The following is a 21227-nucleotide window of genomic DNA, read 5'->3' as shown; positions in this document are numbered from 1 at the left end:
CCAGCGAGGTTGCCTCCGGCGAGCGGGCAGCGAGGCGACCGGTTTTCCTCAACTCCTGTCAGCAGGTGAGCCGCGTGCAAGGATGTCGCCCGTGACAGGACCGTCTTCCCCGCCTCCCGCCGAAGACACGCCCCGCCACTACGGCCTGGGCCCCCGTGCGGCTGCCGTCCTCGTGTTCGGGGCGTCGGCGGCGGTCCTGGTGGTCGAGATCGTCGCTTTGCGGCTACTGGCTCCTTACCTCGGCCTCACCCTCGAGACCAGTACCACGGTGATCGGTATCGCCCTCACCGCGATCGCCCTCGGTTCCTGGCTGGGCGGGCGCATCGCCGACCACGTCGACCCGCGCCGGCTGCTGGGCCCCTCGCTCGGGGTGTCGGGAGCGGTCGTGGCGCTCACCCCCGCCGTGCTGCGCTCCACCGCGGAGTGGGCCCCGGTGCTGCTGTTGCTGATCGCTTCGCTGACGATTCTCCTGCCGGGGGCCCTGCTCTCCGCCGTGACGCCCATCGTCACCAAGTTGCGTCTCACCAGCCTCGCCGAGACCGGAACGGTTGTCGGACGGCTGTCGGGCGTCGGCACCGTCGGCGCCATCGTCGGCACCGTTCTCACCGGGTTCGTGCTCGTGTCACGGTTGCCTGTCAGCGGCATCCTGATCGGGCTCGGCGCACTGCTGGTGGTCGGCTCCGCGCTGGTCGAGTGGCGCACGCGCCGGTGGATCGGCACCGCTGTCCTGGTCTTCGTGATCATCGCCGGCGGCCTCGCCACCACGGTCGCGCCCGGTGCCTGCGACACGGAGACCAGGTACCACTGCGCACGAGTCGTCGCGGATCCCGACCGGCCCAGCGGCCGCACGTTCGTGCTGGACGGCTTGCGGCACTCCTACGTCGACCTCGACGACCCGACCTTCCTGGAGTTCACCTACGTACGCGCGATCGCGTCGGTGGTCGACGCCGCTTTTCCGCAGGGTGAGCCACTCGTCGCCCACCACCTGGGCGGCGGCGGGCTCACCTACCCCCGCTACCTCGCGGCCACGCGGCCCGGTACGCGCAGCCTCGTGTCCGAGATCGACAGCGGGGTCATTCGCATCAACCGCGACCACCTCGGGCTGCGAGCGGAAGCCGGAATCGACGTACGTGCCGAGGACGGCCGGCTCGCCCTGCGGCGACTGGACGCCGACAGTCGCGACCTCGTCGTCGGCGACGCCTTCGGGGGTGTCAGTGTCCCGTGGCACCTCACCACGGTGGAAGCGATGACGGACGTACGGCGGGTGCTCGACGAGGACGGCCTGTACGTCGCCAACCTGATCGATCACGGTGCTCTGTCCTTCGCGCGGGCCGAGGTGGCCACCCTCGGCGAGACCTTCGAGTATGTGGCCGTGGTCGGTGAACCGACCGATATCGGCTTCACCGAGACCACGGCCTCCGAGGGCGGCAACATGGTGGTACTCGCCTCCGACCGACCGGTCGGCCTCGGCACGGTTCAGGAAGCGCTGGACGCCCGGGAAACCGGCTGGAAGATCGCCACCGGCGACGACCTGACCTCCTGGATCGGCGGCGCCCAACCGCTGACCGACGATTACGCGCCCGTCGACCAGCTCCTCCAGCCCTACGGCCCACCGAGCAGCCACTGACCCAGCCGGTTCTCAGCGCTGCCGGGCTGGGCCGCGCAGCCTCGGTCACAAGGCCGGGGGACGCGGCGCCGCGGTTCGCCTTCCCGCCCCCGCGGCGGGAAGATGGGATCATGACCGAGATCCGAACTCCTCGTCTTGTCCTGCGTCGATGGCTGGACGACGACCTTGTCCCCCTGTCCGAGATTCATGCTGACCCGGCGGTGATGCAGGGCATCGGTGACGGCCAGCCGCGCTCCCTGGAACAGACGGCCGAGGACATCGAGGCATGGGAGGAGGAATGGGACGAGGAAGGGTTCGGGATGTTCGCGGTCGAACTCCTGGGCTCCGGTGAGGTGGTGGGCGCCGTCGGCCTGTCCGTCGCCGACGCTCCGGCCGAGATCGCTGGTCAGGTGATGATCAGCTGGCGGCTCGGGCGGGTGTTCTGGGGGCAGGGGTACGCCTCCGAAGCGGCGCACGCGACACTGGAGTTCGCCCTGCAGGACCGGGGCCTGGACCGTGTGGTCGCCGTCTGCCGGGCGATCGACCGACCTTCCGTGAACGTACTCGACAAGCTCGGCATGCAGGCGGAAGGGACGGCACAGCACCCGGTCCACGGCTACGACCTCGCGATGTTCGGCATCGACCTGACGCAGTACCAGGATTAGCACCCGTACGACTCACTCCAGGACGCGCCCTGCGGCAGGCGCGGCGGTGCTCCCGTTCCCGGGCAGCCTCAGGCGGCGACCGTCGGACATCGCCCTGGAAGCTTCCGAAGCCTCCGAAGCTTCCGAGTATCCGGACGAGAAGGACGGCGGGATGTCCATCGCCGGCGCGGTGCTCTGTCGGGCTCGGCGCAACGGTGGCCGTCACCGGTCGCGCCGACCAGGACTCGTCCGGGGCGATTGCCCTCACGCAGTGAACGGAGTCCGGCCCTCCGGGCGTCGCCTCAGCGCGTAGCATGTTCCTACTCGTCAGTAACTTTCTGTGTTCCCGGCCGGAGGCAAAGCAGTGGCTCGTACATTCACCGTGAGCGGCAGCATCGTCATCGACGTCTCGCCGGACGCCGCCTACCTGGCCGTGAGCCGTCCCGGAGACATGGGCCGCTGGAGCCCGGAGAATCTGGGCACGACGGGCCCGACGGAGGGGAGTGCCGCCTTGGGTGCGACGTTCGTCGGGCGCAACAAGCGCGGCGCCTTCAAGTGGGTGACGCGGTGCACGGTCACGGCAGCGGAGCCGGGGAGGCGCTTCGCCTTCCGGGTCCACGCGATCGGGCTCGGCCGCCCGCGCCTGCCCGGCCCGATCGCCACCTGGGAGTACCGCTTCGAGCCCGTGGGCGACAGCACGCGCGTGACGGAGACGTGGACCGACGACCGGCGTGCGTGGCCCGCGTTCGCGGCGAATGCCTTTGACCGGCTCGTCACCTCGGGTAAGACGTTCGCCGAGTTCCAGGTCCGCAACATCGAGACGACCCTGCGCAACCTCAAGCGTGAGCTGGAGCAGGCCCGCACCCTGTGACAGACCCTGACCGGCACTAGGGCACTAGGGCACTGGGGCACTACGGCACTCGTTCGTCTCGGTGCCCGGTCTCCTTCGAGCGGGCGATCGCCTGGACGGTTGTCAACTCCCCGCCGGCAGTTCCGCGACGCGGCGCGCCGGGGCGCGATGCGCCGGGACGCCGGCCGCGCGTGCATGTGTCAGGAGCGGCTCGCGCGGCTGAGTTCGTCCTCGCTCAGGGGGACCGGCAGCGCTCGGTCTCCCGTGCCCTGTCCTTCCCGCCTCGCCCCACGTCGGCACCGGGACCCGGGCCCGTCGGCCCGCCACCGGGCGCAAAGACCGGGAGCCCGCGGCCCCGGCCGCGGATCGCCGACGACAACAGCCCGCGGGCGTCGGCGGTGGCCATGAGTAACCCGAGTCGGCGCCGGCCTCGTGGACGCGACCCGAGGGCGGAAACGCGCGACCGATCCGGACAGACCCAGCGGATGACCGGCTCGCGTCAGCCAGGCGGCGGGCCTGGGTGTCGTAGCGCGTCGTCGGTCCCGCCGGGCCGGTGGCCCGCCCGCGCGCCGCCGGTTCGGCGCAGACGGCGCGTTGCGCGGGGCGCGGGCACGTCGTGGCAACGATCCATTCGTCACTCCGCGCGCCCTGCCGAGGCCCGACACCCACGGAAATGATGTGCGGACCGCACGTGAGCCAGGCGAATCCGCACACCTGCCCTCGGCAGGTGGACAGGCAGGGGAAGGATTCCACCTTGTTGCTTCTCATCTCTCCCGACGGTGTCGACGAGGCCTTCGACTGCGCCAAGGCGGCCGAGCACCTCGACATCGTCGACGTCAAGAAGCCCGACGAGGGCTCTCTCGGCGCGAACTTCCCCTGGGTCATCAGGGACATCCGCACGGCGGTGCCGGCGGACAAGCCGGTCTCCGCCACCGTGGGGGACGTACCGTACAAGCCCGGCACGGTGGCCCAGGCGGCGCTCGGTGCGGCCGTCTCCGGAGCCACCTACATCAAGGTCGGCCTTTACGGGTGCACGACACCCGAACAGGCCGTCGACGTCATGCGAGGGGTCGTCCGTGCGGTGAAGGACTACCGGGCGGACGCGTTCGTCGTCGCCTCGGGCTACGCCGACGCCCACCGCATCGGCTGCGTCAACCCGCTCGCGCTGCCCGACATCGCGCGCCGTTCCGGCTGCGACGCCGCCATGCTCGACACCGCGGTCAAGGACGGTACCCGGCTCTTCGACCACCTTCCGCCCGACGTCTGCGCGCGGTTCGTGCGCCGCGCCCACGACGCCGGACTCCTCGCCGCTCTGGCGGGCAGCGTCAAGGTCGGCGACCTGGGAGATCTGGCCCGCATCGAGACGGACATCGTCGGGGTGCGCGGTGCCGTCTGCGAGGGTGGCGACCGCAACGCCGGCCGGATCCAGCCACACCTGGTGGCGGCGTTCCGGGCGGAGATGGACCGGCATGTCCGGGAGCACGCGACCACCCCCACGGCGAGCTGACCCTCGCCGTGGTGACGGAACAGTCCCACCGAACACCCGGTGGCGGGGGCGGGCACTTCGCCGTCGTCGATCCGGCTACGGGTGAGGCCTTCGACGAGGCTCCCGACCGCCGGCCGGACGAGCTGGACGCGCTCGTGAAACGGGCCCACGAGGCCTGGCGCGGCTGGCGGGCCGAGCCGGACACCCGGAGAACCGCGTTGCTCGCGGCGGCGGACGCCGTCGAGGCGGCAGCGGCCGACCTCGCCCCACTGCTCACCCGTGAACAGGGCAAACCGTTGACGGAGTCGTACGCGGAGGTGGCCCGTACGGCCGCCCGGCTCCGCTATTTCGCCGAGCTGGTCGTCGGGCCCCAGCCGATCACGGACGGCCGTCCCGTACGCAGCGAGCTCCGGTGGAGACCGCTCGGACCCGTCGCCGCCATCGTTCCCTGGAACTTCCCCCTGCAGCTCGCGTCGGCGAAGTTCGCGCCGGCGCTCGCCGCGGGCAACACCATGCTGCTCAAGCCCTCTCCGTTCACGCCCCTCGCCACCCGGCTGCTCGGGTCCGTCCTCTCCGGCGCCCTGCCCGAGGGAGTACTGACGATCGTCACCGGGCGTGAGCCACTCGGCGCCCGGCTCGCGTCGCATCCGGGAATCCGGCACGTGACCTTCACCGGTTCGACGGCCACGGGCCGGGCCGTCGCCGCGAGCGCGGCGGCCTCGCTTGCGCGGGTCACCCTGGAGCTCGGTGGCAACGACGCCGCCGTCCTGCTGGACGACGTCGATGTGGAGGCGAGCGCGGACCGGCTGTTCTGGGCGGCGTTCCGCAACTGCGGGCAGGTCTGCATGGCGGTCAAGCGCGTCTACGCCCCGGTCCGTCTTCGCGCACGGGTGGTGGAGGTGCTGGCGGACCGGGCGAAGGCGGCCGTCGTCGGTCCCGGCCTGGACCCCCACTCGCAGCTCGGACCGGTCAACAACGCCCCTCAACTGGCCCGAGTCGGGAGCTACACGGCCCGGGCCCTGGCAGACGGCGCCCGCGCCGCCGCGGGTGGGCACCGCTTGGACCGGCCGGGGTACTTCTTCGCCCCGACGATCCTCACCGACGTACCGGCCGACAGCCCGGTGGTGACGGAGGAGCAGTTCGGCCCCGTCTTGCCGGTGCTGCCGTACAGCACCCTCGACGAGGCCGTCGATGCGGCCAACGGCACCGGGTTCGGCCTGGGCGGCTCGGTGTGGGGGACCGACCTCGACCGGGCCGCGGCGGTGGCCGACCGCCTGGAGTGCGGAACCGCTTGGATCAACCATCACGCCGAGCTCTCCCTCGCACAGCCCTTCGCCGGCGTCGGGAAGAGCGGTGTCGGCGTCGCGGGCGGACCGTGGGGTCTCTACGGAAACCTCAGCCCGTTCGTCGTGCACCGGCCCGAGGAGGCATGAAGTGAAGTTCGGTGCGGCCGTACTGCGCTCGTACGAGGACCCGTTCACTGTCGAGGAGGTGATGCTGAAGGAAGGACCGGCCGAGGGCGAGCTCCTGGTCCGGATCGCGGGCTGCGGGATGTGCCGGACCGACCTCGCGGTCCGTGGTTCGGCGGGCCGCTCACCGCTCCCGGCCGTGCTCGGCCACGAGGGGTCCGGAGTCGTCGTGGAGACGGGAGGCGCCTGCACCGGTCTGGACGTCGGCGACCACGTGGTCCTGAGCTTCGACTCCTGCGGCCGCTGCCGCGGCTGCATGGGCGCGGCCCCCGCCTACTGCGACTCCTTCGCCTCGCTGAACCTCTTCGGAGGACGCAGGGAGAACGCCGGCCGGTTCACCGACGCCGACGGCGCGGAAATGGCTCCCCGGTGGTTCGGCCAGTCCTCGTTCGCCGAGTACGCGATGGTGCCGGCCCGCAACGCCGTCCGGGTGGATCGCTCACTGCCCCTCGAACTGCTCGGACCGCTGGGCTGCGGCTTCCTCACCGGCGCCGGAGCGGTCCTCAATTCCTTCGGCGTCGGGCCGGGTGACACGCTCGCGGTCTTCGGCGCGGGAGCGGTGGGCCTGGCCGCGGTGATGGCGGCGCACGCCGCCGGCGCGGTGACCGTGGCCGTCGACCGGCACCCCGAACGGCTGGCTCTGGCCGAGCGGTTCCACGCCCTTCCACTGCACGCCGCAGCGGCCGGACTTCCCGACCGTATCCAGCGGATGACCGACGGGGGAGCGCGGTACGCGCTGGACACCACGGGTTCCGTGAAGCTGATCAACGATGCGCTCCGATCGCTGCGTCCGAACGGCCACCTCGGCCTGGTGGCACGGCTCCACAGCGCGCTGCCGCTGGAACCGGGAACACTGGACCGCGGGCGCAGGATCTCCCACATCTGCGAGGGCGACGCGGTCCCCGGACTGCTGATCCCGCGGCTGACCGCCCTCTGGCAGGCCGAGCGGTTCCCCTTCGACCGCCTGATCCGCACCTATCCGCTCGCCGGTATCAACGAGGCCGAACACGACTGTGAGACGGGCCGCGTCGTCAAACCCGTCCTGATCCCGGAAGGGCGAGAGCGGTGAACGGGGCCTCGCACGACGCCACCCACCTGAGCTGCCGTCCCCGAGCGACGCCGGCCTCCACTCGAACCAGGGGAGAACGCATGGCCGATACGGCACATCGCAGCACCGGAGTGGAGGGCGTGAACGGCGTGGAGGGAGGGGTCGGCCTCACCGCCCTCCTGGTCGCCGCGGCACGGGCGATCGAGACCCACCGTCCCGACAGCCTCGCCCAGGACTTCTACGCGGAGCACTTCGTGCTCTCCGCCCCGGCGTCCGCACACTGGCCGGTGCGCCTGCACCAGGCTCCGGACGGAGACGAGAGCCCGCTGTGGGGACGCTTCGCCCGCTACTTCGGGCTGCGGACCCGCGTGCTCGACGACTTCGTCCTCCGGTCGGTCCGGGCCGGCGCCGCCCGCCAGGTGGTCCTGCTCGGGGCGGGGCTGGACACACGGGCCTTCCGACTCGACTGGCCACCCGACTGTGTGGTCTTCGAGATCGACAGGGACGGGGTCCTCGCCTTCAAGCACAAGGTGCTGGGCGCGCTGTCGGCGGCACCGGCGACGACGCGCGTACCGATCGCGGTCGATCTGCGCGCCGACTGGGTCGGCGCGCTGACGGCAGCCGGCTTCGACCCGACGGCGCCCACCGTGTGGCTGGCCGAGGGACTGCTGTTCTACCTGCCCAATGCGGCGGAGACCTACCTGATCGGCACGGTGGACCGGCTGAGTGCGGCGGGCAGCGCGCTGGCGTTCGAGGTCAAGCTGGAGAAGGACTTGATGGAGTACCGCGACAGCCCGCTGTACAGGTCGACCCATCAGCAACTCGGCATCGACCTGCTCACACTGTTCAGCAGGGAGGCGAGGCCCGACTCAGCGGCCCGTCTGGCGAACATGGGCTGGTCCACATCGGTCCGCACCCCCTTCGACTTCACCCACCGGCACGGCCGCGGCCCGCTGCCCGAGGCGAACGACGCCCTCGCGGGCAACCGCTGGGTCTTCGCGGACAAGCCCCGGCCGGAGTGCTAGCGGCGACCCGCTCGCACAGGTCGAAACCGCGTCCGAGGCACTCACGGAGACTCTCGACCGGCGTGGCGGCGCGTGGGCCGGGGACGTACGCGTGAGCATGGGGAGACCGATTCTCTCCGCCCGTCCCGAGGCCATGCGATGTCCGACCACGCCCAGCACTCCCAGCCCGAGGGAACCGCACCGAGGGGCAGCCTCGCACCCCACCTGGCGGAGCGGTTGCTGTTCAGGGGCATCTACGGTCTGGTGCTGGCCAGCGCCATGGTGGCCGCACTGGACGTGCCGGGCGAGGAGGCCGATCCCGGTCAGGACGCGCTGTGGGTGCTCCTCACCGCGCTGGCGTCGGGTGCCGCCCACGGGTACGCGCATGTCATCGCCCAGCGTGCTGCCGGCGATGCGTCGGCCGCGCCCGGCAGGCTGCGGGCGGTGCTCGCCGAATGGCCGTTGCCGGCTGCCGTGCTGCCCACCGTCCTGCTTCTGCTGGGCGCCGTCGCTGAGTGGTGGACGGAGGACACGGCGGTCGAGGTGGCTCTGTTGTTCAACACCGTCGGCCTGTTCGGTGCGGGAGTTCTGGCAGCCCGCACGGCGGGTCTCGGCCGGCTGTCCTCCTTCCGCGCCGGGGCCGTGGACATGTTGATCGGGCTCTTGGTCATCGCTGCGGACGCGCTGATCGAGTGAGTCCGGTCGCTCACCCGCGGGCCGGGTGCGGGCTCGGTGCCTCCCGCGGGTGTCGGTGCGCCGCGCGCCGCGGTCAGGTCCGCGCCCTCAGACTGGCCCGCGGACTGCCGGGGGCCCGTAGAGCCTCTTGCACACCACGAAGACCACGCACAGCACGTTCATCGCGGCGTACACGAAGAACGTTCCCCACCGCCCGACGGCGTTGATCGTGCTCAGCGCGGTCACCGCGATCAGCGGGTCGACCCCCCAGACCGTGAGTGTGGCCAGACTCGTCGCGGGCGGGCCGCAGGGGCATCGCGGCGATCGGTCCGCAGCCGCATCTGCGGAACGAGACGGCCCGGCAGCGCCTGGAGCGCCCTGGGCGCACTGCACGTCGCTCGCGCGTGGTCTCAGCGTCCCGGGGGAGCTGGCCGTCGTGGGCTTCGGTTCCACTCCTTGCGCGCGAACGCGGCCGGCCTGGTCACCAGGGTGTCCGCGCAGGTGTCCTGCGTGGGCGTCATGGGCGCGGTGATGTCCAGACTCACCCCGCTTCATGCGCGGAAGAGAAGAGTCCCCTCGTTCGTGTGCGAAGTGACGCCCTTTCCTGCCGGAGTGGTCGGAATTCCTGGAGAGTGAGTCAGCCGCCGGGGCAGGGTCCCGACGAGCGACTCGCCGAAGACGTTCCATCAGGAAAGGCAGGGGTGCACCATGACGCCCACCACCGAGGCGACCGACCGCGTCGAGCTGGTCTTCTCCCTCTTCGATGCCGACGGGAACGGATACCTGGAGCTCTCCGACTTCGACTTGATGAGCGATCGCGTCGTGGCCGCGGTACCGGACGCCCCCGAGGCGACCGCGGACCGGCTCGCCGGTGCCTTCCGCCGCTACGGGGAAACTCTGCTGAACGAGTTGGACGCGAATGGCGACGGCCGTGTCAGCCCGGAGGAGTTCACCTCCATCGTCCTCAATCCGCAACGGTTCGACGCCACCGTGGACGAGTTCGCGCAAGCGCTCGCCGCGATGGGCGATCCGGACGGCGACGGTTTCGTCGCCCGCCCCGAGTTCGTCTCGCTGATGATCGCGATCGGGTTCCAACGACCCAACATCGAAGCGCTCTTCCAGGCCTTCGGCCCGGACGGGGAGGACCGCATCCGGGTGTCCACCTGGGCGGACGGGATCAGGGACTACTACCGCCCGGAGAAGTCCGGTATCCCTGGCGACCACCTGGTCCCGGCCGAAACCCGGTAGCGTCGAGAGGACCGTCCAGGAGGCATCCTCGCCCGTGAGCGCTCCTCGCCCGTGAGCTGCCGAGGCATAGCTGGGCGGCTCTTCGACCGTCAGCCCCGGTCGCCGTTGATCCACGCCAGTAGGCGGGCGCGGCCCCGTCTCACCCCGACGCCGATGCGCGGCGCAGCGAGTGCAGCAGTGCGCGTGGAGTCAGGGCGCGCGCCACACGTTGTCGTAAGCGTCCTGTTCGATCTGGCGTCGCTGACGCTCGGCCTCGAGCTCCATCAGCGCGTCACTCACCACGGCGAGGATGAGCCCGACGTCGTCCGCCTGATCGGTCGTGGTCGTGTCGGTGGGTTCGGTGGGTTCGGTGGGTTCGGTCGGTTCGGTCGGTTCGGTCGGTTCCGTGGGTTCGGTGAGGTCCGGCGGCACGGCTTTCCCGATTCCGAGAGTGCCCGCGAAGGCAGCCAGTACGGAGTCGTCCAGTACCAGACGGTCTGTGGCTTCGTGGGCTGGCCGGACGGCGGGCTCCTGTGAGCGGGTGAGCGCGAAGCGGCGCAGGAATCGGGGCAGGGAACCACCGCGAGCGTCGTCGGCTGTCCGCGCGGCGAGGTCGTCGGCGTAGGAGCCGGCCAGCCCGCGGCCCCGCCGCCAGAGCCATTGCTCCACCGTCTCGTACGGCGGCTCTGTGACGAGTTGGGCGCAGGCCTGCGCCGTGAGGGCGTTCGTGCCGTCGGCGTGATCCCTGAGGGGGACGATGCGGTCGCCGTCCAGACGCAGGACGTGCGCGTCGCGGAGATCGACGAGTTCGGCGCCCGCGAGGACCAAGGAGACGTCGCCTTGCGCGATCGGCCGGCTGGACGGCACTTCCAGGGTGATGACGAACAGATCCCGAGCAGTGTTCATGCTCGCCATTGTGCTGCTGGAACCGGGCGGCCGTGTCCCGCCACGACTCACCGGTCGGCAGACGAGCGCCGCCTCGGCCGCAACGGCCTGCCCGAGTGCTGTCCGGACGTTATACGGCTGATCTGCGGGTACTCGCTTCGGCGTGCCGAGGCCGCGGGCCGGTCCTCGGCGTTGACCGCGACGAATCGAGTAGAGAGGAAGGGTGCCGGATGAGCACGGTCAAGGAGACGGTGGAAGTCGACGTTCCTGTGCACACCGCCTACAACCAGTGGACCCAGTTCGAGAAGTTCCCGCAGTTCATGGAGGGAGTGGAGGAAGTCAGGCAACTCGATGAGCGCCGCAGCCGCTGGACCACCAATGTCAGCGGGGTGAAGCGCGAGTTCGACACCGAGATCGTCGACCAGCTCCCCGACGAGCGCATCGCGTGGCGCACCACCACGGGTGACACCGATCAGAAGGGCATGGTCCGCTTCCAGCGCCTGGACGACACGCACACTCGGGTCGAGCTCGTCATGGACGTCGAGCCCACCGGCGTCGCGGAGAAGACCGGTGACATGCTGGGCGTGATCGACCGGCGGGTGAAGGGCGACATGCAGCGTTTCAAGGCGTACATCGAGGGACGCGGCGGCGAGTCCGGAGCCTGGCGCGGACGCATCAGGCCGGGTGAGTGACCCCCGCCCTGCCCCCGATGTCCTGCTCCTGAACGCAGCGTCGTCGGCGCCGGTGCCCGCCTGGAGCCACCGACGCCGACGCTGTGCGTGTCGCGACCACGGCGCTCGTCTGCTCCCGTATGCGGACGGCCTCCGGATCGCGACCGCCCGGCCCGAGAACAGCGAGGAACATCCTGGGCGAGGTGCCGGCTAGCAGCCCAGTTGCTCGGCCAGCCCGACGATGATGCCCTCCGGACCGCGGAGGTAGCAGAGGAGATAGCTGTCCTCGAACCGGGCGATCTCGCCGACGAGTTCGGCGCCGTGAGGGCGCAGGCGGGCAACGGTGCCCTCGATGTCGTCGACGGCGAACATGACGCGGTGCGTGCCCAGGATGTTGTGCGGGCGGTCGCGCGGCCCGGCGCTGATCACCGCGGGGCTGCGGTACTTCGCCAGCTCGAGCCGGCTGTGACCGTCCGGGGTCCGCATCATCGCGATGTCACAGCGGACGCCGTCGAGTCCGGTGCACCGGTCGGCGACGAGGCCCTCGACCTCCGCCCTGCCCTCCAGCTCCATACCGAGTTCCACGAAGAAGGCGATGGCGGCATCCAGGTCCTCGACGACGATGCCGACGTTGTCCATCCGCTGAATCGCCATGCTGCTTTCTCCTACTTCCTCGTGCGGCCGGTGGTGGCCGCGTCTGTCCCTGGGACGGGGCCGACGGCACGTTCTCGACATCCGCAGACCGCCGGACTCCAATAAATCACTCGTGGGCGAGCCTGGACGACGTGCCCGTTCCGTCAGCCGCCCGGTTTCAGGTCCCTGAAAGTGGCGTGAAACAGCGTTGAAAGCGTCATGCCGCAACCTCTGCGGCATGACGAAGACGACATCGCGCCCTCTCGCCATCGCGGCGAAGGGGCTGCGCAAGGCGTACGGGGACAAGACGGTCCTCGACGGCATCGATTTGACGGTGCCGACCGGTACCGTCTTCGCACTGCTCGGGCCGAACGGCGCCGGCAAGACCACCGCCGTCAAGATCCTTTCCACCCTCGTCACCGCCGACGCCGGCGACCTGCACGTCGGCGGCCACGACCTGGCCACCGACCCGCAGGCCGTGCGGGCCGCGATCGGCGTCACCGGGCAGTTCTCCGCCGTTGACGGCCTGATCACCGGCGAGGAGAACATGCTGCTCATGGCGGACCTTCATCACCTCTCCCGCAACGCGGGCCGCCACACCGCCGCCGAACTCCTCGGGCGCTTCGACCTGGTGGAGGCCGCCAAGAAGCCCGTCTCCACCTACTCCGGCGGCATGAAACGCCGCCTCGACCTCGCCATGACCCTGGTCGGCAATCCTCGGATCATCTTCCTCGACGAGCCCACCACCGGCCTGGACCCGCGCAGCCGCCACAACATGTGGGGGATCATCCGCGAGCTCGTCTCCGACGGCGTCACCGTCTTCCTCACCACCCAGTACCTGGAGGAGGCCGACGAACTCGCCGACCGCATCGCGGTGCTGAGCAACGGCAAGATCGCCGCGGCGGGGAGTGCGGACGAGCTGAAGCGGCTCGTCCCGGGCGGGCATGTGCGGCTGCGGTTCTCCGACCCGTTGGCGTACCGGTCCGCCGCCGTCGCCCTGCGCGAGGCGACCAGGGACGACGAATGCCTGGCGCTGCAGATCCCCAGCGACGGCAGCCAGCGTGAGCTGCGCTCGATCCTCGACTGGCTGGACTCGGCCGGCGTCGAGGCTGCCGAACTGACCGTGCACACCCCCGACCTCGACGACGTGTTCTTCGCCCTGACCGGCAGCGACGCCCACGTCCCCGGCCGGCCCGGCCTGCCCAAGGAGACCGTCCGATGAGCGCCTTCTCCCTCGCCGTCCGCGACTCGAACACCATGCTGCGCCGCAACCTCCTGCATGTCCGGCGCTACCCGTCCATGACCCTGAACCTGCTGCTCACGCCGATCATGCTGTTGCTGCTCTTCGTCTACGTCTTCGGAGGCGTGATGAGCGCGGGCATCGGTGGCGGTGGCGCCGACCGCTCCGACTACATCGCCTATCTCGTCCCGGGCCTCCTGATGATGACCGTCGGCAGCACCGTGATCGGGGCCGCGATCTCCGTCTCCATGGACATGACCGAGGGTCTGATCGCCCGGCTTCGTACGATGGCGGTCTACCGCGGGTCTCTGCTCGTCGGGCACGTCGTCGGCAGCGTGCTGCAAGTGCTCGCCAGCCTGGTCCTCGTCGGGGCCATCGCCGTGGCGATCGGCTTCAGGTCCACCGACGCCACGGCCCTTGAGTGGCTGGCGGCGTTCGGACTGATCGCGCTGTTCACCCTGGCGCTCACCTGGATCGCGGTCGGGATGGGCATGGCCAGCCCGAACCCCGAGGCGGCCAGTAACATGGCGTACCCGCTGATCCTCCTCCCGCTCATCTCGAGCGCCTTCGTCCCCATCGACGCGATCCCGGGCTGGTTCCAGCCGATCGCCGAGTACCAGCCGTTCACGCCGGCCATCGAGACCCTGCGCGGCCTGCTGCTCGGCACCGAGATCGGCGACAACGCGTGGATCGCGATCGCCTGGTGCGTCGGCCTCACCGCGCTCGGCTATCGCTGGTCGACGGCGTTGTTCAACCGCGACCCGAAGTAACCGCCATGACAGCGCGGGCCGCCTCCCGCAGCTCGTCACGCTCCAGGGCGGCGTACTCCGACACCGCGTCGGCGTACGCCGCCTCGTCAGTGTCCTCGGCCGCCTTGCGGGCGCGGGCCGCCGACATCGTCGGAGAGAAATCACGCAGCACCCGCAGCCGTTCGGCCAGCGCGATCAACCGTACGGCGGAGGCGTCGCCGGACGCGAGCCCCGCCATGCCCAGCGCGTGCAGCACGGTCCCCGCCACAGGAAGTTCCATGGGCGAGCCGGGTGGACCGGAGAGCAGGGCCCGCAGCCCCTTCCGCAGCCGGTCCAGCGGCTCCGCGACCAGCTCCAGCCGGCCCGCGTGCGCGTGCGCCGTCACCGCCGCCGACTGGATCTGCAGCACCCACCGGCCGAGGAAGGGGTCCCCGCTGCACATCGGGTCGGCCACCCCCTCCACGGCGCTGCGCCACAAGCCGAGCCCGGCCTCCGTCAGTCCGCGGGCGAGCGCGATCTCCGCGCGTCCGCCGAGCCCGAGGCTGTGGACCTCGTCCTGCCGCGAGGGGTTGTCGCCCTCCGCCAGCCGCAGCCAGTACTCGGCCTCGTCGGGGTCGCCGCGCTGGAGGCAGGCGAGGACGAGGCTCCCGCGGACGCCGATGGAGTCGTGATCGTCACCGAGTCGCAGCAGCGCCTCGAGCGTCGACTTGAGGTGCCCGTACGCGGTCTCGCCCCGCTCCATCTGCAAGCACAGCTCACTCAGCCGGGCGTGGCCCATGACCTGCAGGAACGGGTTGTCCACCGGCGCCAGCACGGCGATGATCCGGCGAGCCGAGGCGAACGCGCGGTCGATGTCGTGCTCGTGCTCCCAGACATAGGTGGCGACGCACTCGGCGACACCGGCGAGCAGCGGCCGCTCGCTGTCGCACAGCTTCCGCAGCACGTCGTAGTCGGGAGGCAGCATCTCGGGCACCGCGCACAGCACCACCGCGATGGCGCGCAGCAGCGTGTCCGGCGGGGCCGGGGGCAGCCGCCGGAGGGTCACGAGCTGGCGTACGGCGTGCGGGCCGTAGCCCATGAACAGGCTCCCCGTGCACATCACCGCGGCGGCGCGGGCGACCTCGACGTACTCGGGCTCGGGGTAGTAGTGCGACAGCGGCGGGCCGGTGTCCGCGGCGAGGGCGGTGAGGCGGGGGTAGCTGGAGCCGATGGACCACAGGGCGGCGAGGACGGCGGTGAGGGCGGCGGTGGTGGGGTCGTCCGACCGGGCCAGAGCGTGTCGCAGGGCCAGGACGAGGTTGTCCTGCTCGGCCCTGATCCGCTCCCAGGCGACCCGCGGTTCCGAGCCGAAGAACCAGTCGTGGTGGGCGACCCCGAAGTCCCGCGCCCAAGCGAGGAACCGGCTGACGGCCTCCTCTTCCCCGCCCGCCTCCGCGCGCCGGACCGCGCTGAACTCCCGTACGGTCTCCAGCATCCCGAACCGCGCGCCGGCCGGGGTGTCGGCGACGGTGAGCAGCGACTGATCGGCCAGCTGCTCAAGGAGGAACAGCGCGTCCTCGCCCAGCACTCGCTCCGCCGCCTCACCGGTGAAGCCGCCGGGAAAGACGGACAGCGTGCGCAGCGCGGACCTGGCGTCCTCGTCGAGCAGGTTCCAGCTCCAGTCCACGACCGCGTGCAGTGTGCGGTGACGCTCCGGCACATCCCGGACCCCGCCGCGCAGCAGCGCGAACCGATCGCCGAGGCGGCGGGCGATCTCCGGCACCGAGAGCGCCCGGACCCGCGCCGCGGCCAACTCCACGGCGAGCGGCAGCCCGTCGAGGTGGCGGCACAGCTCGGCCACCGCGTCCGGCGGCAACTCCACGCCGGGCCGGGCGGCTCGGGCCCGCTGTGTGAACAGCTCGATGGAGGTGTGGAGAGCGAGCTCCGGCAGCGCGTACACCGCCTCCGATGTCAGGCCGAGCGAGGCCCGGCCGGTGGCGAGCACCCGCAGGTCCTTCGAGGACGAGACCAGGGCCCGTACGAGGTCGGCGGCGCCCCGGACGACCTGCTCGCAGTTGTCCAGCACCAGCAGTGCGGGCCCGGAGCCGAGCACACCGAGGATGCCGGACACCGGGTCGGCCGCCGCGTAACCGCTCACGGCGCCGGGCCGGCCCTCGCCCGCGCCGAGCGCGGAGGCCACCTCCGTGGCCACGTCCGCGTCCGCGGTGACGCCGGCGAGCGGTACGAAATACACCACGCGCTGCTCGGCCCGGCGGCTGACGGCGTGCGCGAGCCGGGTCTTGCCGAGGCCGCCGGGGCCGACGACGGTGACGGCGCGGGAGGCGTGCAGCAGCCGCCGCACCGCCGCGATGTCCTCGTCCCGGCCGAGGAGCGGGTTCGGCTCGTGCGGCACGCCGTGCCGGACCACGGCGGCCTCGCCGCGCAGCAGCTCCCGCTGCACGGCCTTGAGCCCTGCGCCCGGATCCGTGCCCAGTGCGTCGCGGAGCTCACGGCGGTACGCCTCGTACCGCGTCAGCGCGGCGGACGGACCCGCCGTCGCCGCCTCGCCGCGCAGCAACTCGGCGAGTATCTCCTCGTCGAGGGGATACTCCGCGGTGGCCACGGCCAGCGGCCCGGCCGCCTCCGCGTGCCGTCCGAGGCGGGCGAGCGCGAGCGCCCGCGCGCGTACGAGCGTGCCGTGGACGGGGGCGCGCTCGACGCGTAGCGCGGCCACGGGGTCGTCGGTGTCGCCGGCCCGGTCAGGGGTGCCCTCCCACAGCGCGAGCCCGGCCTCGGCCGCGGCCAGCGCCCCCGCGTGGTCCCCGGCCCTGGCCCGGTCCGCGCTCGCGGCGGCGTGCAGCAGCAGGGCGGAGCTGTCGACCTGGTCCTCGGCGAGGGCGAGCCGGTATCCGGTCGGCGTGCTCGCGAGGACGTCGGCGCCCAGCTGCGCCCGCGCCCTGGACACGAGGACCTGCAGCGCCCTTCCCGGACGCTCCGGCAACTCGTCCGGCCACAGCCCCGCCACCAGCCGCTCGGTACTGCAGCCCGTGCGCACGTCGTGCGCCAGCAGCGCGAGGAGACCACGGAGCCGGGGAGCGGTGACCTCCTGTCCGCGATAGGCGACACGCGGCAGCAGGGTCAGGTCGATGGTCATCCATGCAGATTAGCCAAGGCGCGGCGGCACGGTCCGAACTCCCGTCGCGCGGGCGGTCCCCGCCCAACGGGCGTCCGCCGGCGGGCTGCCGCAGCAGGTGCGGTGGCCCGGCGGGGGAGTAGCCGCCGGACTGCTCGCGGCGGACGAAGCACAGGCGACGTTTCCGCGCCGCGCCCGCGCGGACCGCCTCGGGTGTCGAACAGGGAGGCGACCGCTTGTGCCGCACGGTCTTCGAGGCCTGGGTCCGTCGCCGCCCAGCCGTTGCGGGGAGGGATGATCAAGGGCCTGCGGCCCTGGGGTGTGGGTGACCAGGAGCATGGTGCGACCGCGGGTGGCGCCGAGGAGCCGGGCCCCGCGCAGTGCCTCGCGCAGGTCGGTGTCCGTGGCCTCGAGGGACGGCCGTCGCGGTCCTTCGCGGCCGGGGGAGTGTGCCAGTGGCCCCGTCAGGGCTGCCGGACCGCACAGACGTCGAAGTCGAGGGTGACTTTGGGACTGACCATGGCCGTGGTCATGGCGTTCCAGTTCACACCCCAATCGTTGCGATCGATGGTGGCGTTCCCCCGGGCGCTGATCCGGCTGTCACCCCGGGGACCGGTCTCCCTGCCGGTCAGCGTGAACACAACGGTGACCGCTCTGGTCACGGTGCGGATGGTCAGATCGCCGGTGACCTTGAAGACGTCGTCCTCTACCTGTTCGACCCTGGTCGATTCGAAGGTGAGCGTCGGGTGGCCGTCGGCGTCCAGGAACTTGCTGCTGAGCAGTTCGTCGCGTTGCGGCTTGCCGGTTTGGACGCTCCGCGCCTGGATCGTCAGCCATATCTCGGACTTCGACGGGTCGCCGCCGTCCAGATACGCGTTGCCCTCGAACTCCTCGAACCGTCCGCGCACCCTGGTGGACATGGTGTGGCGGGCGATGAAACCTACGCGCGTACGCGTGGTGTCGAGGAGGTAGTAGCCGGACAGTTCACTGGGCAGGGAGAGGACGGACATGCTGGGATGCTCCTGTGTGGGAAGAGGTCGTCGGCGCGGCGAACAGCACCTCGCCCGGTTCCGGCAGCGGCACGCGGGCCGCCGGCGTGAGCCACGGCACGTCGGGCGCGTCCGTGCCGTGCTGGTCGAGGACTTCGACGGCGCGATGCGGCCATCGGGTCGCGATCGCCGTGGCGCCGTACCGATCAGCGAAGGGCGGCGCCGTCATGGACACCTGCGATCGGACGTGCCGTGCGGTCCGGTGCCGGCGGTCGATTCACTCAGTTGACCGGCCAGGACTTCCTGGCACGCACCGAGGTCCGGAGTGTGTCGCCGTAGCTCGGCGTTGATCAGTGCCATGCGCGCGGCGCTGTCTCGCCGGGTGTTCCACCCGTTCAACGTGAGGACGCGCAGCGTAGTCACCTCGGATCCTTTCCGTGTGCGGCTCGGACAGGGCTCACTGGGTCCAGCGGGCTCACTGGGCCCACTCCACGCAGGGCAGTTCCACGGTGGAACGGCCGTGTGTGACTCGACGTTCTTACCGGTACGACGACGCGGCCCCCACGGATGTGAGGTCGGCGCGTCACCTCACATCCGGAGGGACTGTTTCGTCATACCCGGTGTGGCCTGGCCAGACGTGACCGAAGGAGTGGCGAGACATGAGCACCGAAAGCGAGCCGGGAGGCATGCGGCTCGACCCGAGTCTGAGCACGATCATGAGCGAGCGACGTCGGCTCACCAATCTCGCCTACCGGCTGCTGGGCTCCCTCGCCGACGCCGAGGATGTCGTGCAGGAGACGTACGCCCGCTGGTACACCCTGTCCCAGGAGCAGCGGGAGGGCATCAAGTCGCCAGGGGGATGGCTGACGAAGGTGGCAGGCCGTATCTGTCTCGACCAGCTCGGCTCGGCGCGGGCGCGGCGCGAGAGGTACGTGGGCGAGTGGATCCCCGAGCCGTTGCCCGATCGTGCGGAGTGGTCCGGCGGGAGGCCGGGCGGAGCCACCACCGACCCGGCTGACCGTGTGACGCTCGACGAGTCGGTCACCATGGCCTTCCTCGTCCTGCTCGACGCGATGACACCCGCCGAACGCGTCGCGTTCATCCTCCATGACGTCTTCGGCTACCCCTTCGCCGAAGTGGCCGAAATCGTCGGCCGCACGCCGGGAGCCTGCCGACAGCTGGCCTCCGCGGCCCGCCGCCGTCTCCGCGCGTCCGAAGTGTCGGCGGCCCGGACGTCGCGGCAGGCCGCTCTCGTCAGAGACTTCAAACTCGCGTGGGAGGCCAAGGACATCAAGGCCTTGATCGACCTGCTCGACCCCGACGCCACGGGGGTCGCCGACGGCGGAGGCCTAGCCAGCGCAGCGCCCCGTCCCGTCGTGGGCAACGAGCAGATCGCGCGGTACCTGGTGGCCGTCACCGCAACGGCGGACGACCTGACGATCGTGGAACGCACGGTCAACGGCCAGCCCGGCCTGGTCGTCGAGCGCGACGGTGTCACCGCGGTGGTGATCGCGTTCGAAGTCGCGGGTGACCGCATCAGGAACTTTTGGGCCGTCGCCAATCCCGAGAAGCTGCGCTCCTGGACGACCGGCTGACGGGCGTACCCGAGCGGAAGGACCCCGCGACGGGCCGCCGAGACGGCTCGTCGCGGGGGCGCTCCGTGATCCCGACCCAGGGGCGGCGGCCGGTCCCCGCGTGGTGCTCGGCGGTGCGCCGCCGGTCTCCGAAGAGGCCGGCCGACGGAGGCGTGAGCCGTCTACCCGACCTACGCAGAGGTCGATGGCCGATACGATGAGTGACGCCACGGGTATGTGCGGAGTCGGTAGAGCCGGGTCGGATGCGCGGGACGGCGACCCCGACCGGCAACCACGCCGCTGAGGAACGACCCGCGGTCACGACGAAGCGATCCCAGGAGCCGCTGATGTCCGAGAACCCGAACAAGGCGCAACCGCCGGTCGTCGACCGCGCGACCTTCGAGCAGTAGTTGGAGGGGCTACGGGCAAGGGAGAAGGCCCACACCCGAGAAGGCGACGCGATCGCCGCCGCGCGCCGCAGGCTCCCTATGGTCGAGGTGGCCGCAGACAACCCGCTACTGGGGCCGGACGGTCCCATGACGCTCCTGGACGCGTTCGAAGGGCGACGCCAGATGATCGCCTACTACCTGCGCGACGGCGACCGTGTCTTCGAGACGTACTGGACCAGACGTCGCGGGGCCGAGACGGTGGACTACAGCTACGCCCTCATGGACCTCACGGTGTTCGGGCGCCAGGAGGCACGGGAGGACTCACCGGCAGGCTGGCGGCGCCTCGGGCACGCCACGCGGACCCTGGGCGGGGCTCCCGACTGGCCGCCGCTGCGGGAGGAGCGGTCGGTCGGGCGCCCCACGGCACAGTGGCCGCGCGTCGACGCCGGCCGCTCCGACGACTTGGGTGCCACCGGCACCGGCCCGGCTGCCGAGTCCGGGCACTGCCACTGATGGCGGATGGACGATCGAGGACTATGCGCATCGACGGCACGCGCGGCCGGAGTGCCGGTGCCGGCCCACTGGGCGGCGCCATCGGATGCCCTTCCAGGGCGGCATCGGCCTCTCGGTGGTCCCACGCGCGGTACGCGCCGTGCCCGCCCCGCAGCCGTACGACCCCCGGCCCGCGGGATTCCGGTCTCAGAACGGCATGCGGCCTCGGGTGCGCCGGCCGGCCGATCCGCTGCGGCCGACAGCCCTGGAGCTGCTGCGGAAGGGCTTGCTGAAGATCCGGCCGAGGACGCCCGGTGCCTTGCCGCCGGCCCGTGACCCGGCCCCCAGGGTGCGCTGGGTGCCGCGTTCCGGATGCCGGGACAAGCGGGGAACGAAGAAGGCGAGGACGGCCAGAACGATACAGACGCCGACGATGCCGACAACCATCATGAAGGGCTCCCTGGGTCGAGGTGTCCCTGCCGCT

At 71.3% G+C, this 21227-nt stretch carries 20 protein-coding genes; 15 read left to right on the top strand and 5 right to left on the bottom strand.

The genetic code is table 11. The features are described 5' to 3' along the window. Nucleotides 1-82: 82 nt before the first annotated feature. From ACIQ6R_RS27795 to ACIQ6R_RS27755, 9 genes are all read left to right on the top strand, one after another. Nucleotides 83-1627: a fused MFS/spermidine synthase gene (locus ACIQ6R_RS27795; protein ID WP_404224175.1), complete on the top strand. Its 1545-nt coding sequence runs from the start codon at nt 83-85 to the stop codon at nt 1625-1627. Between the two features lie 110 nt (nt 1628-1737). Continuing rightward, nucleotides 1738-2271 carry a GNAT family N-acetyltransferase gene (locus ACIQ6R_RS27790; protein ID WP_404224173.1) on the top strand — a complete coding sequence of 178 codons (534 nt, stop codon included), beginning with the start codon at nt 1738-1740 and terminating at the stop codon, nt 2269-2271. A 343-nt stretch (nt 2272-2614) separates the two neighbouring features. After that, nucleotides 2615-3121: an SRPBCC family protein gene (locus ACIQ6R_RS27785; protein WP_404224172.1), complete on the top strand. Its 507-nt coding sequence runs from the start codon at nt 2615-2617 to the stop codon at nt 3119-3121. Nucleotides 3122-3854: 733 nt separating this feature from the next. Then, complete coding sequence (locus ACIQ6R_RS27780) at nt 3855-4607, top strand: (5-formylfuran-3-yl)methyl phosphate synthase (protein WP_404224171.1); 753 nt, start codon at nt 3855-3857, stop codon at nt 4605-4607. An 11-nt stretch (nt 4608-4618) separates the two neighbouring features. Next, nucleotides 4619-6019, top strand: a complete 1401-nt coding sequence (locus ACIQ6R_RS27775) for an aldehyde dehydrogenase family protein (protein ID WP_404224170.1) — start codon at nt 4619-4621, stop codon at nt 6017-6019. Between the two features lies 1 nt (nt 6020). Next, complete coding sequence (locus ACIQ6R_RS27770) at nt 6021-7124, top strand: NAD(P)-dependent alcohol dehydrogenase (protein WP_404184907.1); 1104 nt, start codon at nt 6021-6023, stop codon at nt 7122-7124. A gap of 80 nt (nt 7125-7204) precedes the next feature. Then, complete coding sequence (locus tag ACIQ6R_RS27765; RefSeq protein WP_404224168.1) at nt 7205-8128, top strand: class I SAM-dependent methyltransferase; 924 nt, start codon at nt 7205-7207, stop codon at nt 8126-8128. A 138-nt stretch (nt 8129-8266) separates the two neighbouring features. Further along, nucleotides 8267-8803 (top strand): hypothetical protein, encoded by a 537-nt coding sequence (locus ACIQ6R_RS27760; RefSeq protein WP_404224166.1) that lies wholly within the window; start codon nt 8267-8269, stop codon nt 8801-8803. Between the two features lie 687 nt (nt 8804-9490). Continuing rightward, a complete protein-coding gene (locus ACIQ6R_RS27755) occupies nt 9491-10030 on the top strand; it encodes an EF-hand domain-containing protein (RefSeq protein WP_404224164.1) in 540 nt (179 codons plus the stop codon). A gap of 189 nt (nt 10031-10219) precedes the next feature. On the opposite strand, the gene ACIQ6R_RS27750 is transcribed toward ACIQ6R_RS27755, so the two are convergent. Further along, on the bottom strand, nt 10220-10924 hold the full coding sequence (locus ACIQ6R_RS27750) for a GPP34 family phosphoprotein (RefSeq protein WP_404224163.1): 705 nt from the start codon (nt 10922-10924) through the stop codon (nt 10220-10222). A gap of 200 nt (nt 10925-11124) precedes the next feature. On the opposite strand from ACIQ6R_RS27750, the gene ACIQ6R_RS27745 reads away from it, so the two are divergent. Continuing rightward, nucleotides 11125-11586 (top strand): SRPBCC family protein, encoded by a 462-nt coding sequence (locus tag ACIQ6R_RS27745; protein ID WP_404224161.1) that lies wholly within the window; start codon nt 11125-11127, stop codon nt 11584-11586. 189 nt (nt 11587-11775) lie between these two features. Here ACIQ6R_RS27745 and ACIQ6R_RS27740 read toward each other — a convergent pair whose 3' ends face one another. After that, nucleotides 11776-12219: a VOC family protein gene (locus ACIQ6R_RS27740; RefSeq protein ID WP_404224159.1), complete on the bottom strand. Its 444-nt coding sequence runs from the start codon at nt 12217-12219 to the stop codon at nt 11776-11778. Nucleotides 12220-12436: 217 nt separating this feature from the next. On the opposite strand from ACIQ6R_RS27740, the gene ACIQ6R_RS27735 reads away from it, so the two are divergent. Together ACIQ6R_RS27735 and ACIQ6R_RS27730 are read left to right on the top strand one after the other, a co-directional pair. Then, nucleotides 12437-13420, top strand: a complete 984-nt coding sequence (locus tag ACIQ6R_RS27735) for an ATP-binding cassette domain-containing protein (protein WP_404224157.1) — start codon at nt 12437-12439, stop codon at nt 13418-13420. Next, nucleotides 13417-14208: an ABC transporter permease gene (locus ACIQ6R_RS27730; RefSeq protein WP_404224156.1), complete on the top strand. Its 792-nt coding sequence runs from the start codon at nt 13417-13419 to the stop codon at nt 14206-14208. Before ACIQ6R_RS27735 ends, ACIQ6R_RS27730 begins: the two co-directional genes overlap by 4 nt. Here the strand turns inward: ACIQ6R_RS27730 and ACIQ6R_RS27725 are convergent. Then, a complete protein-coding gene (locus ACIQ6R_RS27725) occupies nt 14189-17320 on the bottom strand; it encodes an ATP-binding protein (protein ID WP_404224154.1) in 3132 nt (1043 codons plus the stop codon). The genes ACIQ6R_RS27730 and ACIQ6R_RS27725 overlap by 20 nt on opposite strands. Before the next feature lie 443 nt (nt 17321-17763). Further along, nucleotides 17764-18309: a YceI family protein gene (locus ACIQ6R_RS27720; protein ID WP_404224153.1), complete on the bottom strand. Its 546-nt coding sequence runs from the start codon at nt 18307-18309 to the stop codon at nt 17764-17766. A 638-nt stretch (nt 18310-18947) separates the two neighbouring features. On the opposite strand from ACIQ6R_RS27720, the gene sigJ reads away from it, so the two are divergent. The 3 genes from sigJ (at nt 18948) to ACIQ6R_RS27705 (ending at nt 20764) form a co-directional block, all read left to right on the top strand. Continuing rightward, nucleotides 18948-19883: an RNA polymerase sigma factor SigJ gene (gene sigJ / locus ACIQ6R_RS27715; RefSeq protein WP_404224151.1), complete on the top strand. Its 936-nt coding sequence runs from the start codon at nt 18948-18950 to the stop codon at nt 19881-19883. A 242-nt stretch (nt 19884-20125) separates the two neighbouring features. Next, the gene (locus tag ACIQ6R_RS27710; RefSeq protein ID WP_404224149.1) at nt 20126-20272 is read left to right on the top strand and encodes a hypothetical protein; all 147 of its coding nucleotides are present in this window, start codon (nt 20126-20128) and stop codon (nt 20270-20272) included. Continuing rightward, on the top strand, nt 20273-20764 hold the full coding sequence (locus ACIQ6R_RS27705) for a DUF899 family protein (protein WP_404224147.1): 492 nt from the start codon (nt 20273-20275) through the stop codon (nt 20762-20764). It abuts the gene before it with no gap. A 186-nt stretch (nt 20765-20950) separates the two neighbouring features. Here the strand turns inward: ACIQ6R_RS27705 and ACIQ6R_RS27700 are convergent, their stop codons facing one another. Continuing rightward, nucleotides 20951-21193, bottom strand: a complete 243-nt coding sequence (locus ACIQ6R_RS27700; protein ID WP_404224145.1) for a DUF6411 family protein — start codon at nt 21191-21193, stop codon at nt 20951-20953. Nucleotides 21194-21227: the final 34 nt, after the last annotated feature.

Origin of the sequence: Streptomyces sp. NPDC096048 (assembly GCF_044763415.1) — a bacterium.
GTDB lineage: Bacteria > Actinomycetota > Actinomycetes > Streptomycetales > Streptomycetaceae > Streptomyces.
This window is presented reverse-complemented; position numbering and strand designations above follow the sequence as displayed.

Excerpts from the sequence above, each read along its gene's own strand:
- sigJ (WP_404224151.1), top strand. The coding sequence starts at position 18,948 with ATGAGCACCGAAAGCGAGCCGGGAGGCATGCGGCTCGACCCGAGTCTG.
- ACIQ6R_RS27740 (WP_404224159.1), bottom strand. The coding sequence starts at position 12,219 with ATGGCGATTCAGCGGATGGACAACGTCGGCATCGTCGTCGAGGACCTG.
- ACIQ6R_RS27790 (WP_404224173.1), top strand. The coding sequence starts at position 1,738 with ATGACCGAGATCCGAACTCCTCGTCTTGTCCTGCGTCGATGGCTGGAC.
- ACIQ6R_RS27750 (WP_404224163.1), bottom strand. The coding sequence starts at position 10,924 with ATGGCGAGCATGAACACTGCTCGGGATCTGTTCGTCATCACCCTGGAA.
- ACIQ6R_RS27745 (WP_404224161.1), top strand. The coding sequence starts at position 11,125 with ATGAGCACGGTCAAGGAGACGGTGGAAGTCGACGTTCCTGTGCACACC.
- ACIQ6R_RS27735 (WP_404224157.1), top strand. The coding sequence starts at position 12,437 with ATGACGAAGACGACATCGCGCCCTCTCGCCATCGCGGCGAAGGGGCTG.
- ACIQ6R_RS27720 (WP_404224153.1), bottom strand. The coding sequence starts at position 18,309 with ATGTCCGTCCTCTCCCTGCCCAGTGAACTGTCCGGCTACTACCTCCTC.
- ACIQ6R_RS27730 (WP_404224156.1), top strand. The coding sequence starts at position 13,417 with ATGAGCGCCTTCTCCCTCGCCGTCCGCGACTCGAACACCATGCTGCGC.
- ACIQ6R_RS27795 (WP_404224175.1), top strand. The coding sequence starts at position 83 with ATGTCGCCCGTGACAGGACCGTCTTCCCCGCCTCCCGCCGAAGACACG.
- ACIQ6R_RS27765 (WP_404224168.1), top strand. The coding sequence starts at position 7,205 with ATGGCCGATACGGCACATCGCAGCACCGGAGTGGAGGGCGTGAACGGC.
- ACIQ6R_RS27760 (WP_404224166.1), top strand. The coding sequence starts at position 8,267 with ATGTCCGACCACGCCCAGCACTCCCAGCCCGAGGGAACCGCACCGAGG.
- ACIQ6R_RS27725 (WP_404224154.1), bottom strand. The coding sequence starts at position 17,320 with ATGACCATCGACCTGACCCTGCTGCCGCGTGTCGCCTATCGCGGACAG.
- ACIQ6R_RS27710 (WP_404224149.1), top strand. The coding sequence starts at position 20,126 with ATGCGCGGGACGGCGACCCCGACCGGCAACCACGCCGCTGAGGAACGA.
- ACIQ6R_RS27755 (WP_404224164.1), top strand. The coding sequence starts at position 9,491 with ATGACGCCCACCACCGAGGCGACCGACCGCGTCGAGCTGGTCTTCTCC.
- ACIQ6R_RS27700 (WP_404224145.1), bottom strand. The coding sequence starts at position 21,193 with ATGATGGTTGTCGGCATCGTCGGCGTCTGTATCGTTCTGGCCGTCCTC.